This is a genomic window from Mesorhizobium wenxiniae, assembly GCF_002284535.1.
GTDB lineage: Bacteria > Pseudomonadota > Alphaproteobacteria > Rhizobiales > Rhizobiaceae > Mesorhizobium > Mesorhizobium wenxiniae.
Map to the genome: position 1 here is coordinate 1 of NZ_NPKH01000004.1, position 15,975 is coordinate 15,975.

At 61.9% G+C, this 15,975-nt stretch carries 15 protein-coding genes and 1 riboswitch; of the genes, 6 read left to right on the plus strand and 9 right to left on the minus strand.

Annotated features, from left to right (window positions below; genetic code table 11):
• Window positions 1-93: 93 nt before the first annotated feature.
• From CIT31_RS01540 to CIT31_RS01550, 3 genes are all read right to left on the minus strand, one after another.
• Window positions 94-1,020, minus strand: coding sequence for a hypothetical protein (locus CIT31_RS01540; protein WP_095517179.1), 927 nt, complete (start codon window positions 1,018-1,020; stop codon window positions 94-96).
• 162 nt (window positions 1,021-1,182) lie between these two features.
• On the minus strand, window positions 1,183-1,680 hold the full coding sequence (locus CIT31_RS01545; RefSeq protein WP_095517180.1) for a YciE/YciF ferroxidase family protein: 498 nt from the start codon (window positions 1,678-1,680) through the stop codon (window positions 1,183-1,185).
• Between the two features lie 499 nt (window positions 1,681-2,179).
• Window positions 2,180-3,121, minus strand: coding sequence for an NAD(P)/FAD-dependent oxidoreductase (locus CIT31_RS01550; protein WP_165778321.1), 942 nt, complete (start codon window positions 3,119-3,121; stop codon window positions 2,180-2,182).
• A 1,046-nt stretch (window positions 3,122-4,167) separates the two neighbouring features.
• On the opposite strand from CIT31_RS01550, the gene CIT31_RS01555 reads away from it, so the two are divergent.
• Window positions 4,168-4,389, plus strand: coding sequence for a hypothetical protein (locus tag CIT31_RS01555; protein ID WP_206073309.1), 222 nt, complete (start codon window positions 4,168-4,170; stop codon window positions 4,387-4,389).
• A gap of 357 nt (window positions 4,390-4,746) precedes the next feature.
• Complete coding sequence (locus CIT31_RS01560) at window positions 4,747-5,706, plus strand: DMT family transporter (protein ID WP_095517182.1); 960 nt, start codon at window positions 4,747-4,749, stop codon at window positions 5,704-5,706.
• A 127-nt stretch (window positions 5,707-5,833) separates the two neighbouring features.
• Here the strand turns inward: CIT31_RS01560 and CIT31_RS01565 are convergent, their stop codons facing one another.
• The 4 genes from CIT31_RS01565 to CIT31_RS01580 all read right to left on the minus strand — a co-directional run bounded on the left by CIT31_RS01565 (window position 5,834) and on the right by CIT31_RS01580 (window position 9,167).
• Window positions 5,834-6,640: an ABC transporter permease gene (locus CIT31_RS01565; protein WP_095517183.1), complete on the minus strand. Its 807-nt coding sequence runs from the start codon at window positions 6,638-6,640 to the stop codon at window positions 5,834-5,836.
• On the minus strand, window positions 6,637-7,647 hold the full coding sequence (locus tag CIT31_RS01570; protein WP_095517184.1) for an ATP-binding cassette domain-containing protein: 1,011 nt from the start codon (window positions 7,645-7,647) through the stop codon (window positions 6,637-6,639). The genes CIT31_RS01565 and CIT31_RS01570 overlap by 4 nt, the downstream gene beginning before the upstream one ends.
• A 100-nt stretch (window positions 7,648-7,747) precedes the next feature.
• A complete protein-coding gene (locus tag CIT31_RS01575; protein ID WP_095517262.1) occupies window positions 7,748-8,257 on the minus strand; it encodes a superoxide dismutase family protein in 510 nt (169 codons plus the stop codon).
• A gap of 133 nt (window positions 8,258-8,390) precedes the next feature.
• The gene (locus CIT31_RS01580; protein ID WP_095517185.1) at window positions 8,391-9,167 is read right to left on the minus strand and encodes a sulfite exporter TauE/SafE family protein; all 777 of its coding nucleotides are present in this window, start codon (window positions 9,165-9,167) and stop codon (window positions 8,391-8,393) included.
• A gap of 259 nt (window positions 9,168-9,426) precedes the next feature.
• A riboswitch (TPP riboswitch) is annotated at window positions 9,427-9,539 on the plus strand.
• Between CIT31_RS01580 and CIT31_RS34050 the strand changes: the two genes are divergently transcribed.
• From CIT31_RS34050 to CIT31_RS01595, 4 genes are all read left to right on the plus strand, one after another.
• Entirely contained in the window at window positions 9,530-9,676 is a 147-nt protein-coding gene (locus CIT31_RS34050) for a hypothetical protein (protein WP_156768265.1), read from the plus strand. Its footprint overlaps the riboswitch before it by 10 nt.
• Window positions 9,677-9,701: 25 nt before the next feature.
• Window positions 9,702-10,502 (plus strand): ABC transporter permease, encoded by an 801-nt coding sequence (locus CIT31_RS01585; protein WP_164759940.1) that lies wholly within the window; start codon window positions 9,702-9,704, stop codon window positions 10,500-10,502.
• Complete coding sequence (locus CIT31_RS01590; RefSeq protein WP_095517186.1) at window positions 10,499-11,257, plus strand: ABC transporter ATP-binding protein; 759 nt, start codon at window positions 10,499-10,501, stop codon at window positions 11,255-11,257. The genes CIT31_RS01585 and CIT31_RS01590 overlap by 4 nt, the downstream gene beginning before the upstream one ends.
• Window positions 11,254-12,267, plus strand: coding sequence for an ABC transporter substrate-binding protein (locus CIT31_RS01595; protein WP_095517187.1), 1,014 nt, complete (start codon window positions 11,254-11,256; stop codon window positions 12,265-12,267). The genes CIT31_RS01590 and CIT31_RS01595 overlap by 4 nt, the downstream gene beginning before the upstream one ends.
• 260 nt (window positions 12,268-12,527) lie before the next feature.
• Here CIT31_RS01595 and CIT31_RS01600 read toward each other — a convergent pair whose 3' ends face one another.
• Together CIT31_RS01600 and amaB are read right to left on the minus strand one after the other, a co-directional pair.
• Entirely contained in the window at window positions 12,528-13,643 is a 1,116-nt protein-coding gene (locus CIT31_RS01600; RefSeq protein WP_128340418.1) for an AI-2E family transporter, read from the minus strand.
• 681 nt (window positions 13,644-14,324) lie between these two features.
• Window positions 14,325-15,836, minus strand: a complete 1,512-nt coding sequence (amaB, locus tag CIT31_RS01605; RefSeq protein WP_095517189.1) for an L-piperidine-6-carboxylate dehydrogenase — start codon at window positions 15,834-15,836, stop codon at window positions 14,325-14,327.
• Between the last annotated feature and the right edge of the window lie 139 nt (window positions 15,837-15,975).

A 15,975-nucleotide genomic window follows, 5' to 3' on the forward strand; every position in this document is an offset into this window, starting at 1 on the left:
CACGCGCAGCAATATCGTTGCTGCACTGCACAATAACAAGGGAGCTGGGGGAGATGGAGTCCGGCCGACCCTCTGGGCCGGGAGTAGACGTCTTCAGCCTCGACTAGCTGTGAGATAGAGCGCGTCTTCTTCGTCGTCGCGCTGCTTGCCGCCTAACGCAGCCGCTGCGCTGGCGATGAACGCACCGATGATCAGAGAAAGCGCGCCAACCAGCGCGAAGGTGGCGCCGGCTTTTCTAGCTGTGTCGGCTGCTTCTTGTGCTTGGACTATGGCCGCCTCGACCTGAGCAAGCACCGCATCAACCCGGGCAGTAGCATCCGCTTGCGACAGGCCAGTGCGAGCGGCCACGAGTTGGCCTAGATAAGTCTTGTCGTCGGCCGAGACTTCGCCGGCCGCCGCACTCGTAATGAGGATGCGGGAAGCTTGTGCGGCTGCTGTCGCATCGCCCTCCGCGCCCGGCGCCGCCAGCCTGGAAGGATCGGTCGGGCGGAACAACGCATCCACGAAATACGACGTCGCGTCGCTGCCTCCGCCGTTCCCGGCGTTTGCGGTCGCCCCGGCCGAGGCACCCATTGCTGCTCCCGAGGCCACTGTCGAGGCCGCCTGAACGCCGGTGCCGATTGCCGCGGACAGGGTCGAGCCGAGCACGAACACAACCAGCAGCGTGGCGAGTGCCCAAGCCATGAAGCCGTGTGCGGTATCCCGGAAGAAGGTCTCATCGCTGTGAATGCCGACCCATTTGGTGCGAAGGCGCCCGGTCAGATAGCCGCCCAGACCCGATGACAGCCATTGAACGATGACCAGCCAGATCGCGGTGGACACGGCAAAGGTCGTCACGCTGGCGCTCTCGTTGGACCATGGAGACACCATCTTGAGCCCGAGGCTGGACCCGAGAAGCATCAGGATGAACGTCAGGGTCGAGGCAGCGAAGGCGCCGGCGATGATCGGTCCCCAGTTGAGCGCGGATGACGAGGACTCGACCGGCGCGGCGACGTCCGTCGCCAGGATGGTTGATGCCATGAATTCCTCCTACCGCATGAACAGCGCGAGAAGGATGATGATCGGAATAGGAACTCCGAGCAGCCAGAGTAGAATGCCTCGACCCATGATTGTCTCCTATCGAAAGAACGGATGCCGGAAGTAAAACAGCCACCCCAACATGTTGGGGTGGCTGGTGTGTGATTAGGCGGCCTTGGCCATTTCGTTGGCCGAGGCGTCCGCCAATCCGGTGAGCGCCTCGTCTGTCATAGACTCTTCGCCGAGCGTCTGTTCGAGCAGCTTGGCGGCGTCGCTCATGCCCAAGACCTCGGCCCAGCGCTTCAGCGTGCCATAGCGGGTGATCTCGTAGTGCTCGACAGCCTGGGCAGCGGAGATCAGACCGGCGTCCAGTGCGGGAGTTCCCTTGAACTCCTCCATAATCTCCTCGCCCTCCTCGATGATGCCGTCGATCGCGGGACACGTCTTGCCCTGTGCCCGCTTGCCAAGGAGCTCGAAAACCTGCTGCAGGCGCTCGACATGACCTTGGGTTTCGTCCTTGTGCTTCTCGAAGGCTGCCTTCAGATCGGCCGATGAGGCGGCGCGCGCCATCTTGGGAAGCGCCTTCAGGATCTTCTTTTCCGCGTAATAGATATCTTTGAGCGTATCGAGGAAGAGATCGTCCAATGTCTTTTCTTTCGCCATGGCGGATTTCCTTTTGGTTCCAGCATTTTTTTGTTGTCGTTCACGGGGTTGTGAAACGCATGCTCAACAAGCGCACAACGCCGGAAAGGTTCCCTTGAGACGTCTCGCTGCTCGTCACTCTGACTTCGTGGGTCAACCCCTGGTTCAATTCACTTCCCGCTCCGCCAGCCATTTCGCTATCGAGGGATCGCATGATGCTCTGATACTTGGCGTCTCTATCTATCGAGCTTCTTGAGAATATTTTTGTCGGAGCAGCCATGAACGAGCGCGCCTGACCTTGGGGATGCTGCTCGCCAAAGTCGCCGGCGGCGAGATCAGCCCTTCCACCTACGACCGCCCAAAAGAATTCTCTGCGAGAACAATGGTGACGCCGCCTGGCCTCCGATCCGGTTGCTCCAGGCGGCCAACAATGTCCATGGCGAAATGGACGTCCGGTCGTTTTTCGAATTGGCGCGCTGGGGAAGACCAAGGAACAACGACCAGCGGTGATGCCTGCGGGTCAACCGCGCGGTGGGCGCTCGCCGTCGCTTTCGCCCAGGTAGTTGTGAATGTCGGTTGCAGCGACCGCTGCGTGCCCGAATGCGACCGCGAGCTGGTTGATCTCGTTGACGATGTCGCCAGCGGCATAGAGGCCAGCAATAGCGGTTCGCTGATGCGAGTCGACGACTACGTTGCCGACCTCATCACATTTCGCACCCAGGTCGATAGCCAGTTTCGAGCGTATGGTGCAGCCCATCGCAGGGTAGATGGTGTCGAAGACGCGCACATTCCCGTTGATGAGCTTAACACTGGCTCCACCGCCTTTGGAGCGCAGCGAGCCGGGCATGCATGCCTCTACTTTGACTTCAGCCCTTCTTAGCAATGCGCCAGCGTCGTAGTCCAACGCCGTGACCGCACTGGTCACCAGCATGGTGACGTCTTGGGTGTACGTTCGCAGGAACAGCGCTTTCTTCATCGCATCGTCGGCCGGACCGAACACGGCCACCCGCTTGCCGATAAGCTCATAAGCGTCGCAAATTGGGCATAGCCGCAGGGAACCGGCTTCGATCATAGCCGCGATTTCCGAAATAGCTGGCAGTGTGTCGACGATTCCGGTGGCCACAAGCACCGAGCGAGCTCGAATACGAGAGCTCGCGGCGACAAGGAAGTCTGTCCCGTCAAGGCGGACGTCTAGCACCATATCGTCGACCAGCTCCGCGCCATACCGCACGGCTTGCTCCCTCAGGCGCGTGAGAAGATCGACACCAGAAATGCCCTCCGGGAAACCCGGACAATTGTGACTTTCGGGAATCCACTTCGCCCGGCTTTCGCCAGAGTCGATGACAATCACGCGACGCAGAAAACGTCCCAGATACGTTGCGGCCGACAGGCCGGCCGGGCCGCCGCCGATGATGAGACAGTCCCATAATTCACTACGACTCGGCGAACTTCGCGCCACCACGATGACCTCCTGACCTGCCGAAAATTGCGCCGTGACCGAAGTGTCGCGATCGCGTTGAACGAAACGCGGCGCAGGTGGTTTGGTTACATGGAAACAGCTACGCTCGTCGGCTAACTCGCAGCCCCCCTGTGCTCGATAACCAGCTTCACGCCATCAGGGCCGTGCTGCGACATCTTGGCAACTAGGTCTCGGACTTCCATGGGCGCTCCTCCCGAGCAGCCCCCCGTAGTCAAATTTTCTCTCAGCGGGCAATGGCCCATCCCCACGGCTCAAGGCAAGCTTCCGCTGGAAAGAACCATGCAAGGCGAGCGCTTCTACGTGGTTAGGCGGAACAAGCTGATCCTCAGCGCGAACGGCCGGCATGCTACGCTGATCATGCCCGCACAAGAGCGCAATCCGAAGCAATTTCATTTCCGCCTCCGTGCCTGGCAGCGAGCTGTCCCTACACTTTCAAGCTGCGGCCGCATCCTCTCACCCGCGAACGACGTTAACGCTGGGCTTCAGTGCTGGCCCGGACTGGCGGGCCGAATGATAGCCTGTCACATGTTGGACGCAGGCCGGATAGGCGGCTGCGGTCGATGCGGTGGGGTCGGGCGCCTAGATGGCACATCGGCGAGGGACGCTTGGATTGGCCGTATCGGCCTAGTCGGGGCGGTAGGTGTGGTTGGCGTGATTCCGCGCTGGCGCAGCGCGGACGCCAGAGCCGGCAGTTCATTGCGAGGGCCAAAACTGCCTTCCACCAGCCGATGACCCTGTCGAGGAATGCAAGGGGCAAGATTGCACGCCGGCTCCGCCGGTTGACCCAGGTCCGCAGTTTGAACAGGTCGACTGAACAGCATCAGCCGAACACCCCGACTACGAAGGTGATCGCGGATCCGTGGAGAAGGTTGGATTTCAGGTCCTCTCCCTCTACCACCTGTCCCCCCACTCCTGTGACACCGTGGCGAAGGAAGGCACCCTCGCCCAAGAGTGCCCATAGCCGCCCAGCGATGCGCCTCGGTAAACGGTGAGGCATCTCCCTTGGTCACGGATTTGGCTGCCTGGGAATGTCCCCGGCCGGGAAGGTCTACTGGGACGGTCTGGTCTCAGCCGCTGGCAAAATCCGCTGGGACAACCCCGATCGCGCACCTCTGCTGCTCATCGGTGGCGGCATCGACCTCATTGCCCAGGCTAAAGATGACCAGAGCTATGTTCGAGAAGCAGAAGCAGGCGCCGTCGAATACCGAGCTCAAAATCTATCCCGACCGCTCGCACTGGACCTGTATTGAGGCGGGCTGGGCTCAGGTCGGGCGTTGCCAGCTCGTGGCCCACGCAAACGTTCGACTGCTCGGACTAAATGTCTGAAAAGCGCCGCGCTGCGGACCAGCCTGTGAATTGAAAAGGTCGCGGGCAACGGTCTGTTGGGATCAGAGGAGGCCCGCGCCCCGGGGAGAAGGACGCGGGCTGTGATCGGCGGGAGGATCCGATCTGGCAGCATTTGTCTGCGGCTGCAGAAGCCGCACTTTCGTCGCTGGCCTGTGTTTCACACAGAAAAAACCGCCGCACAACGATTGGTGACATAGCTGACTTTGCTGCTCGGCAAGACGCAGCAATCTTGCTAAGATCGGCGGTGGGAGGAGACGGTCATGCAATCGCTGCCGATAGCCCATCCAAGCGCAGCCAAGACGACAGCCGGCGCATCGCTTCCACTCGCCTATTCCACCGCGACGCTCTGCTGGCTCCTGTCCGCCGGCGTCTACATCGCAGCCAAGTGGGTTGCCCCCGAGATGCCACCCTGGGCGCTCTGCTTCTGGCGGCTGGCGCTCGCCTGCACGATCCTGCTGCCTATCGTCCATTATCATCACGGGGCGATGCTCGCACTGATCCAGTCCCGGGCGATCGAGGTGCTGGCCATCGGCGCCATCGGGCTGACCCTCTGTCAGGGGATGATCTACACGGGCCTCAATTACACCGACGCGACGACCGCCGGCATCATCATGGCGCTGTCGCCGATCATGACCATGGTGCTTGCCCGCTTCGTGCTCGGCGAGCCCCTCGGCATCTGGAAGGCGCTTGGCGCGCTGCTCGCTCTGCTCGGGATGGTGGTGATCGTGGCGCGCGGCGACCTTACCGCGCTGATGCGACTCCAGTTCAATCCCGGCGAGTTGTGGATCGTCGGCAGCGCATTTTGCTGGGGCCTCTACACCGTGCTGCTGCGTCGCGCCAAATTCGCTATCGAACTGCTGCCGACGGTGGTCCTGCTGCTGGGGGCCGGCGCGCTGGCCGCACTGCCCCTCTATCTCTGGGAGCTGTTTTCCGGCGAGCGTTCGGCGCTGCATGCGAACGGCCTTCTGGCACTCGCCTATGTCGCTGGTCCGGGCGGCGCTCTGATGTATTACCTCTACAACCGCAGCGTCGAGACGCTTGGTGCCGGGCGCGCCAGCATGCTGCTCTATCTGCAGACTGTCTTCGTCGCCGTGCTCGCTTATCTTTTCCTTGGGGAAAGCTTGCACGACTACGACCTCGCCGGCGCTGCCTTTATCGTCGCCGGCCTGCTGCTCGCCACCGCGATCAAGCCGAGGCAGCGTACGGTGCATGTCGCGTAGGGGAACATCCGCACAGCCGAACCCAAGACGGCGCTTAGCGATCAAGAGCCGAGGCCCACATCACGCCAGATAACGTTCGACGGTTTCGCTTGGATCGGCGGTCCGTCTGCGGCATGCGCAGAACCAATCACCTTCTGAGATACAGCCATAGGGTCGTCGGCGCCAGGATCGCGGTCAGCGCTACCGGCGCGATCAGGGCGAGGACGACCTGACTGAGTGTCGCCCCGCCACCCATCAGCCCGCGCAGCGCCGTCGTCATCAGCGACACCGGATTGACTTCGACGAAGGCCCGCAGCCAGTCCGGCATGGTGCCGGGGTCGACCATGATGTTGGAGGCGAAGACGAGCGGGAACAGGAAAGTAAAGCCGAGCGTCATCACCGTGGTTGGCGTGCGGATCAGCAGGCCGAGCACGATGAATACCCAGCCCATGCCGAGCCCGATGGCGATCAGCATGGCGAAGGCGGCAAGCACGCCGGGGATGCCAGCCTCAGGCCGGTAGCCGAGGATCAGCCCGATGGTGAGAATGATCGAGGCGGCAATCAAATGGCGCAGGATGTCGCCCACCATCAGGCCGGCGAACGGAGACAGCGACCAGATCGGCAGCGATCGGAAGCGGTCAAACAAGCCCTTGCCGAGATCGGTCGACAATCCCATGCCCGAATAGACTGCGTTAAACACCACGGTCTGAACCAGGATGCCGGGTAGGAAGAACTGCAGGTATTCGCCAGGCGAACCGGCGAGCGCACCGCCGAAGACGAAGGTGAAGAGCAGCGTGAACATGATCGGAGTCATCACCAGATCGAAGAGTTGCTCCGGCACATGCTTGAATTTCAGCACAGCGCGCCATCCGAAGACGAGCGCGTTGGAAAGGGCTGATGGGGTTCTAGGTCGGGCGACGCTTTGCAGCCGCTGCAGGGATGTCGTGTCGATCATGGCTTGTCGCCTTCCTTGCGGCTTTCACTCAGGCCCGGCTGGCCCGTCAGCGCGAAGAAGACCTCCTCGAGGCTGGGCTGGCCCATGGAGAAATCCGACAGCTCGATGCCGGCGGCGACCAGCTCGGCCAGCGCCTCGTTGCCGGTCTTCGCTGTGCGGGCAAGGACGGAGAGCTCCGCGCCTTCGGCACTGCGTTGGACAGGGTGCTCCAGCCGGCGTTCCAGAATGGTCGCCGCTTCGTCCAGCCGAGCAACATCGGCGAGCGCGACATGGAGAAAGCCGGAGCCGGTGGCCGCCTTCAGTTCGCGGCTGGTACCCTCGGCGATCTTCCTGCCGTGGTCGATGACGGCGATGCGCGCTGCAAGTTGATCGGCCTCTTCGAGATATTGGGTGGTGAGCAGGATGGTGACGCCGGCCTCGGCGAGGCCGCGGATCATGCCCCAGACATCCTTGCGGGCGTTCGGATCGAGGCCTGTGGTCGGCTCGTCAAGGAACAGCACGCCCGGCGTGACGACCAGCGAGGCGGCTATGTCGAGCCGCCTTCGCATGCCACCTGAATAATCCCTCACCTGCTTCGTCGCCGCTTCGGACAAGCCGAAAGCCGCGAGCAAATCGTCCGCACGAGCTTTCGCCGCGCGACCGCGAAAACCCCAGAGTCGGGCGAGCAGGACGAGGTTCTCCCGGCCCGTCAAGTCCTCGTCGAGCGAAGCGAACTGCCCGGTCATCGCGATTGCCGCACGGACCTCATGCGGGGCCTGCACGAGATCGTGCCCCATCACGGTCGCCGAGCCGGCGTCGGGGCGCGACAGCGTCGCGAGCATCCGCATCAGCGTTGTCTTGCCGGCGCCGTTCGGGCCCAAGATGGCGAAAATCATGCCGCGCGGCACATCGAGATTGATACCATCGACCGCGCGCAGCTTGCCGAATGTCTTGACCAGGCCGCGAGCGGAAATGGCTGACTGGGCAAGGCCCATAGAAGGCACACCCTTAGGAGAAGTATCGTTCATGCAATCATCACGCTAGAGGCTCCGACCATCTACCTGGCCGCCGAGGCTGAAGAGCCGGTCAGATCATATGTCGGACAGGTCTCTACTCATTTCGGGGTTTTCACTCGATCACGGCGCAGGCCTGACGATTTCCGGCATCACCTGCAGGCTGGCTTTTGTAGTCGTCCTGTCCGCCGTGGATCATCAATGCCTTGCCTCGTATGGCCGTATCTCCACCATCCAGCTTGACCACGCTGTTGAAAGCCTGGGAACGCAAAACGCCGTCGGGGCCGACCCGCTGATTTGGCATATCGCCCGCGTGCGGGCCTTTCCCGGTGAGGTATCCATGTTCGGCATTCGTCGGATTGAAGTGCCCACCGGCCGAGGCATGGCCGGTCTGATGGTCGCACTTCCCGGTTTCGTGAATATGGAATGCGACCCATTCACCCGCCGGCAGTCCTGTTACCTCCAACGCTATCAGCACGCCGTGCGCGGTCTCGGTCAGCGTGGCCGTTCCGTTCTTCTCGCCAGCCATGTTGACGAATTCGGCTTTCGCGGTCGCGGTGTCCTGAGCCGCTGCAGGCATCGCGACCGCCAGCGCCAACCCTGCTGTTGCAACCAATTTTTTCATCGACTCGTCCTCCGGTTGTCCAAGGAAGCCAAACATCAAAGGGGTCTCTTCGTTCCATTTGGGAATTGAGTTTTCGTCTCCGGCACGGCCGCCAGGGAAGCGACGCCGACAACTTTTTCGAGTGTGCCTCAGTTTACACCCATTCGAAGAGTTGCGCGGTTTGCCAGCCCGCCAGCAGTATGATGAGAGTGCCAACGAGCCTGAGTAGCGTCTTTTCTGCGATTGACTTCACTACCCATCCGGCCATCGGCGCTGCGACTACGCCGCCAAGGATCAAGCCGGCGACAGAGAGTAGATTTTCCGTTAGCTCTCCTGCCTCCTCCCAGTGGCCGGTTAGCACCGCAAACAAGAAGGTCAGAGACACCGAGAGCGTGATGAGGAACTCGCTGGCATTTACCGTACCAATAATGTAGCGCGGCGTCCCGCCAAAACCGAGAAGGCCCGTCGTTACGATGGGTCCCCATCCGCCACCCCCTGCCGCATCGAGAAATCCACCACCAAGTCCAAGGGGAGGTACCGCGCTTGCAGGGACCGGATTGCTTGGGATACGCCGGAAGGAACGGAACAGGAGCCAAGCTCCGACGAGGGCAAGGTATGTGGTCACATATGGTTTCATGATCGCCCCCTCAAACGAGGTGAGCACAAAAGCGCCGAGAACGCCGCCGAGAACGCCAAACGGCATCAGCCGCCAGAAAAGCTTCCAGTCGATATTGCGGTGATAGAGGTGAGCCGAACCCGAGGCCGCAGTGGTAAACAGCTCAGCCGCGTGAACTGAAGCCGAAGCGTGTGCAGGAGACACGCCAAACCCCAGCAGCGTTGTCGAGGAAACCACGCCGTAGGCCATGCCGAGAGCCCCGTCGACAGCCTGAGCTACAAACCCTACGAGCGCAAAAAGGATAAATTCTTGCATTTGGCTCTCCAACAAAGCGCGGTCGTAATGGGCGAAATAGAAACCCCCTGCCTACAACGAATGCAATTCATGTCTTCATGCTTCCACAATTCACCAAACGCCTGGCATCGACAATGGCGACGAACGGGAAACTGTCCACTCGATCGTCGCCTTTCCGCACCCGCTGCGATCGCATAGCACTGCGGCCCACCTCCTCCGACCCGAAGTTTCACGGGGCCGGACCCTGACTTGCAGCTCCACCCCATATCTGTTTAATTGCCGCCATCCACAGGGGTGCTCCGTATCGTCGGGGCTGAGAGATGGGCTGCAAGCCCGTAAACCCTAGAGCTGATCTGGATAATACCAGCGGAGCGAGGCGGGCGATGTTTTCCGACGCACAGATTTCTCTTGATCCGATGACCGGCGAGTTCGTCGGCGTCGTCAATATTTCGACGCTCCCGGTTGGCACGCCTGAGGGCCATGTCACGACCGACCTCACGGTCTCGGCCAACAGCCCGGCCCCGCGCTGATCTTTTCGCGCCAGACAGGTCTCGCATGTCCCAATCTTTCTCCGCCGCGCCGCGAATCGCAGCCTTGTTCGCCAAGATCGGACCGGCCTTGCTATCTGTCGGCACGCTGGTTTTGGCTTGGGAGCTCTATGCGCGCATCTCGGGCATCTCGCCCACCACGCTGCCCGCGCCGTCACGCATTCTCGCCCAGGCCATCCAGCAGCGCCAGGCGCTGTTCGACAACACTGTGCCGACCACCAGTGCCACATTGGTGGGCTTCGCCTGCTCGCTGGCCGTTGCCTTCCTTCTTTCGGTGCTGATCGATTTCTTCAAACCGCTGCGCCGCGCCCTGTTCCCGGTCTTCATCATTAGCCAGACGCTGCCGCTGGTGGCGATCGCCCCGCTGGTCATTCTCTGGTTCGGCTTCGGGCTGACGCCGAAGATCATGCTGGTCGCCCTCGTGACTTTCTTTCCCATGCTGGTCGCGCTGGTGCAGGGTTACGAATCGACGGATCGGGACATCTCGGCGCTTCTGAGTTCGATGGGCGCTTCCCGCATGCGCATTTTCCTGCTGGCCCGCCTGCCCTCCTCGCTGCCCTATTTCTTCGCCGGGCTGCGTATCTCGATCACCTACGCCGTGGTGGGCGCCATCTTCGCGGAATATGCCGGCGCGGCCAAAGGGCTCGGCATCTACATGCTCAACGCCAAGAACAATTTCCGGCCCGATCTCGTGCTCGCAGCCGTGCTGATCAGCGCCTTGCTCACGCTGGCCCTGTTTGCCGCCACGGTGCTGATCCAGCGCGCCGCCATGCCATGGGAGCGGCTCGATGCCGCACGAAAATCATGAGCAGGCGGCTGGAGCTGCGCCAAGTCAGCAAGCGTTTTGGCGACATTGACGTGCTTGCCGGCATCACCCTGCATGTCGAGCCGGGCGAATTCGTTTCAATCCTCGGCCCCTCCGGAGCCGGCAAATCCACGATCTTCAAATTGCTGACGGGCGGTCTCGAAGGCTACGGCGGCGGTGTCGACTTCGACGGGCGGCCATTGGCCGACGCGCGCCGACCGTTTGCCTTCATGCCGCAGCACGATGCCCTGATGCCTTGGCGCACAGTTATCGACAACACCGCGCTCGGTTTGGAAGTGCAAGGCATGTCCCGCAAGGCGGCGCGCGACAAGGTGGCGCCGCTCTTCGGCGAATTCGGCCTTGCGGGCTTCGAGCAAAGGTATCCGGCGCAGCTCTCGGGCGGAATGCGCCAGCGCGCTGCGCTGTTGCGTACCGTCGTGCAGGACCGCGCCATGCTGTTGCTCGACGAACCGTTCGGCGCACTCGACGCCCTCACGCGCACCGGCATGCAGCGCTGGCTTGCGATGATGTGGGACCGACACCGCTGGACCGTCCTGCTGATCACCCACGACGTGCGCGAGGCAGTCTTCCTATCCGACCGCATCTATGTGCTGAGCAGCCGCCCCGCCCGCGTGCTGCGCGAAATCGCCATACCTCTTCCGCGCCCGCGCACGGATCTTGTCTCGCCCGAAGCCAGCGCCATCGAAGCCGACATCCTCGATACCCTGCTCGATCCACAGCCCGCCCAAAGGACATGACCATGCTTTCCAGACGCCTCTTCATCGCTGCCGCATTGATCTCCGGGCTCGGACCCGTCACGTCCGTCCGCGCCCAGCAGACTGTCACCGTCGCACTAGACTGGACGCCGAACACAAACCATGTCGGGCTCTATGTCGCCCAGGCGAAAGGCTTCTACGCCGAGGCCGGGCTCGACGTGCAGATCCTGCCCTACAGCGACACTGCGGCCGGTACGCTGATCGCCAACCGCGTGGCTGATTTCGGTATATTGGGATCCATAGGATTGTTCACCCAACGCACCGCCGGCGCCGACCTCGTCGCCACCTACGCCATCATGCAGACAGAAACCGGCAGGCTGGTGTTCAATGCCGACCGCGCCGATATACAGTCCCCAAGGGACCTGGACGGCCTAACCTATGGCGGTTTCGGCAGCGCCTGGGAGAATGCGCTGATCGGCACCATCATCCGCCATGATGGCGGCGAGGGCAAATTCGAAACGGTGACGCTGGGCACCTCCGCCTATGAGGCCTTGGCCAATGGCGCAGTCGATTTTACGCTCGAAGTCTATACTTGGGAGGGGATCAAAGCGGAACTTGACGGCAAGGCCCAACGCGCCTTCCGCTACGCCGATTACGGCGTGCCCGACCAACACACCAATTTCATTGGCTCGAGCCGGGCCTACCTCGAAAAGAACAAGGACACGGCAACTGCGTTCATCGCCGCGACCAGGCGCGGCTATGCCTTCGCCGTCGAACATCCGCAAGAAGCGGCTGATATCCTGATCGCAGCAAACAGCGACGTGCTGACCGACCGTCCGCTGATCGAAGCATCCCTGAAGGCGCTGGTCGATGGCCACTATCTGCAAAGCCCCACCGGCGCGATCGGCACAATCGATCCAGCAAAGATGGAGGCGATCGGCGACTACCTGTTCAAGGCCGGCGCCCTGCGCGACAGCGATGGAAACCTGATCGGCGAACGCCTCGATTTCGCGGCCTATTACAGCAACGCCTATATAGCCGGCGAAAAATGAGCCCGCCGCTGTGCATATATCTCAATGCCGTGATCTTTAGCCTCGGCAGTCACGAGGCCGGTTGGCGCATACCCGAAAAGCGACCCGCTTGCCTCGACTTGCCTCGAGTATTGGGTCGACCAGCAAAGCATCATCGACGACGTGATGCCTTTGCTGGAGCGTTCGGAAGTTTTCGACGTTGGGGGTGAGCGCACCCTTCGCGACCGATACGGCTTGCCAAGTCTTTAGGTCTAGAATCGAACAGAGGCGCGTGGCGGTGCTTACTCACGACTAGGCCCGGCTCCGGACTGACGTGATGGCTTCGTGTAGCGCTTTGGCGTCAGTTCCGCCCCGGGTTGGCCGTTCAACCGTTTCTTGAGAATGTCAATGAGGCTGATGGTGACCGCGATCACCGCAGGGCCGAGGACGAGTCCGGATGCTCCAAAGAGGACGATGCCACCGACCGCGCCGATAAAGGCCATCACTGTGTGGAGCCGCAACCGGCTCCCGACAAGCATCGGATAGAGCAGATTGTCGATGCCGGCGACGACGCCGCCGCCCCAGATGGTCAGGATCGCTGCGCTTGCCCAAGACCCTTCCAGTGCGAGATAGATCGCTGCCGGCACCCAGATCACGAATGCGCCGAGCACTGGCACGATGGCAAGAAGTCCCATTACCAGGCCCCAGAAGACCGGCGTGGGCAGGCCGAGCCACCAGAACATCAGGCCGCCCAGCGTTCCCTGCACAGCGGCGACAAAAACGGTGCCTATCAGGATCGCATGTACCGTCTCGGCAAGGCGCGACAGCATGTATGCCGTCTCCGGTGCACGCAGGGGCGAGAGACGCTCGATCCCCCGCAGGGCGGATTCACGATCCCGCAGAAAATAGAACAGCAGATAGAATGTCAGCACGAACATCACGGCCTGATTGATCGAGCCGCGCAATAGCGATGTGCTTTGTCCCGTCAGCCATTGTACAAATGCGGCGACCGTGCCGGCCGGATCGAGTTGGTTCTCAACCCACTGAGCAACCGCCGAAAGCCTGGGATAGCCCGACACGAAGGCATCTGTGTTCCAACCCCGGATGACCTCCTCCAGATAAGTGGCGCCGTTTACCGCCTCGCGAACAAGCTGCTGTGCCACGAAGATGAGCGGCAGGCCGACTGCAACCGCCGCGATGCTGACTGACATCAGTGCAGCCAGGTTTTGGTTCCTGAGCCTTTCCTCGACCCGTCGATGAGCCGGATACAGGACGATTGCCAACACCAGCGCCCACGTCAATGCCGGCAAAAAAGGCAACGCCAAGAGATAGCAGACATACAGACCGATCGCCGTCGCGGCCACGATGCCGAGCAATCTCATTTGTTTCATATCGGGCATCTGTTTCAGGTCGGGCACCTCTCGCCGTCTCGCAAACCAAGCGAGCCTAGTGGATTTCCCGACAAAATGGCAGCTCCCGTTGCCGCACCGCTACGGCTAGGCCGCTGTGGAATATGACGACGATGGCACGGACATTTTCTCGCTCATTGGGCTGATTATGCCGACTGGGCACCCGTGCCCGATGCCAGCACCCGCGGCCTGCCCGGTCGTGGATGCTCTGACCTACGGCGGTTCTACAGCTCGCTCGCGAACTCGCAGCTTCACAGGACCAATAGAAAAAAGGCCGGACTGTTAAAGTCCGGCCAGGCATGAAGGTTTAAAACCTCCAGAGGGGAACGCGCCGGACGCAATGGGAGGAAAACATCCGACGCAGTGCGTATATGGGTCGCCTCGGGTGACGTTTCAACGAGATGTGGTGGGCCACATCAGCCGCTCCATAGAGCCAAATCCGAAGATTCATCGTCACGGTCTGCGGCAGCTTCGATTGCCGCTACGAACAGGCGCGCATGCCGCGCGACCTCGCTACCGGCGCTCTACAGATTCCGCTAGATGGCGAGGGCACGGGAAAGGCCGGCGTAGCTCGCCATCCTTGCTGCGGCTTTCGCAGACTGTTTTGGATCTCCCGGGAGCCGCTGAACGGCGACCGAGATAAATCGTGGTAGCTATTGGCATAGCCGCCACGACAAGGGTCTCACCAGCCTAGTCGATGTCGAAGGATACGCCTTGGGCCAGCGGCAGCGCCTTGGAATAGTTCACCGTGTTGGTGGCGCGCCGCATGTAAGCCTTCCAGGCATCGGAGCCCGACTCGCGGCCGCCGCCGGTCTCCTTCTCGCCACCGAAGGCACCACCGATCTCGGCCCCCGATGTGCCTATGTTGACGTTGGCGATGCCGCAGTCGGACCCGTCGACGCCGAGGAAGCGCTCGGATTCCTGCAGGTCCCGGGTGAAGATCGACGACGACAGCCCCGCTCCGACCGCGTTGTGCTCGTCGAGCACGGCGTCGAAATCCGAGTACTTCATCACATAGAGGATCGGCGCGAAGGTCTCTTCCGTCACCGGCGAGACCTGCTTGGGCATCTCGACCAGCGCCGGACGAACGTAATAGGCGTCGGGATGGCCATTGTCGACCCGCGTGCCGCCGGTCACCTTGCCGTCGTGAGCGGCGGCTTCCTTCAACGCGTTCTGCATGCTGTCGAAGGCTGCCTTGTCGATCAACGGTCCGACCAGCGCGGATGTCTCCAGCGGATTGCCGACCGAGACGCTTTCATAGGCCTTCTTGAGGCGCGGAACAAAGGCATCATAGATGCTCTCATGCACGAACAGGCGCCGCAGCGTCGTGCAGCGCTGCCCGGCCGTGCCCATGGCGCCGAACGCAATGGCGCGCAAGGCCATGTCGAGATCGGCCGTCGGGCAGACGATGCCGGCATTATTGCCGCCTAGCTCCAGCACAGCGCGCGCAAAGCGTTTTGCCAGCCGCGGACCGACATCCCTGCCCATGCGGGTCGAGCCGGTGGCCGAGACCAGCGGCACCTTGGGATGGTCGACCAGAATTTCGCCGACGGCGCGATCGCCGATCAGCACCGACGTCAAACCTTCCGGAGCATCGCCGAAACGCTCTGCCGCACGCTTGAAGATCGCCTCGCAGGCGAGCGCCGTCAGCGGCGTCTTTTCCGAGGGCTTCCACACCACAGCGTCGCCGCAGACCAGCGCAAGCGCCGCGTTCCACGACCACACCGCGACCGGGAAGTTGAAGGCCGAAATCACGCCGACGACGCCCAGCGGGTGCCAGGTTTCCATCATGCGATGACCGGGCCGCTCGGTGGCGATGGTCAGGCCGTAGAGCTGACGCGACAGGCCAACGGCGAAATCGCAGATGTCGATCATTTCCTGCACTTCGCCGAGCCCTTCGGACGGAATCTTGCCGACCTCGATCGACACCAGCCGGCCAAGCTCGGCCTTGTGCGCGCGCAGTTCCTCGCCAAGCAGCCGCACCAGCTCGCCGCGCTTCGGTGCCGGCACCAGACGCCAGGCCTGGAAGGCTTTGTGGGCGGCATCGATGGTCTTTGCCGCACCGGCCGGCGAGATCGTCTTCAGCGCGGCGATCTGCTCGCCTGTCACCGGGCTGCGCACGATAAGATCGCCGCCCGAAAGCGCGTCCTCAGCGACACCGAGTTTCGCCAGTAACCCGGCTGTTTCCTTCGCAATCGTCATTTTCTTTCCCTTTCAGAATGCATGTCGCCCAAAAGTGCGCAGCGGTTTTGGGACAACGACATGCATAAAACAAACTTGCCAAAGCCTGTGCCATGCCGTCCCTGTACCGATCGGCACATCAGGCGCTGTCATGGCGTGG

Excerpts from the sequence above, each read along its gene's own strand:
- CIT31_RS01540 (WP_095517179.1), bottom strand. The coding sequence starts at position 1,020 with ATGGCATCAACCATCCTGGCGACGGACGTCGCCGCGCCGGTCGAGTCC.
- CIT31_RS01545 (WP_095517180.1), bottom strand. The coding sequence starts at position 1,680 with ATGGCGAAAGAAAAGACATTGGACGATCTCTTCCTCGATACGCTCAAA.
- CIT31_RS01555 (WP_206073309.1), top strand. The coding sequence starts at position 4,168 with ATGTCCCCGGCCGGGAAGGTCTACTGGGACGGTCTGGTCTCAGCCGCT.
- CIT31_RS01560 (WP_095517182.1), top strand. The coding sequence starts at position 4,747 with ATGCAATCGCTGCCGATAGCCCATCCAAGCGCAGCCAAGACGACAGCC.
- CIT31_RS01565 (WP_095517183.1), bottom strand. The coding sequence starts at position 6,640 with ATGATCGACACGACATCCCTGCAGCGGCTGCAAAGCGTCGCCCGACCT.
- CIT31_RS01570 (WP_095517184.1), bottom strand. The coding sequence starts at position 7,647 with ATGAACGATACTTCTCCTAAGGGTGTGCCTTCTATGGGCCTTGCCCAG.
- CIT31_RS01575 (WP_095517262.1), bottom strand. The coding sequence starts at position 8,257 with ATGAAAAAATTGGTTGCAACAGCAGGGTTGGCGCTGGCGGTCGCGATG.
- CIT31_RS01580 (WP_095517185.1), bottom strand. The coding sequence starts at position 9,167 with ATGCAAGAATTTATCCTTTTTGCGCTCGTAGGGTTTGTAGCTCAGGCT.
- CIT31_RS34050 (WP_156768265.1), top strand. The coding sequence starts at position 9,530 with ATGTTTTCCGACGCACAGATTTCTCTTGATCCGATGACCGGCGAGTTC.
- CIT31_RS01585 (WP_164759940.1), top strand. The coding sequence starts at position 9,702 with ATGTCCCAATCTTTCTCCGCCGCGCCGCGAATCGCAGCCTTGTTCGCC.
- CIT31_RS01590 (WP_095517186.1), top strand. The coding sequence starts at position 10,499 with ATGAGCAGGCGGCTGGAGCTGCGCCAAGTCAGCAAGCGTTTTGGCGAC.
- CIT31_RS01595 (WP_095517187.1), top strand. The coding sequence starts at position 11,254 with ATGACCATGCTTTCCAGACGCCTCTTCATCGCTGCCGCATTGATCTCC.
- amaB (WP_095517189.1), bottom strand. The coding sequence starts at position 15,836 with ATGACGATTGCGAAGGAAACAGCCGGGTTACTGGCGAAACTCGGTGTC.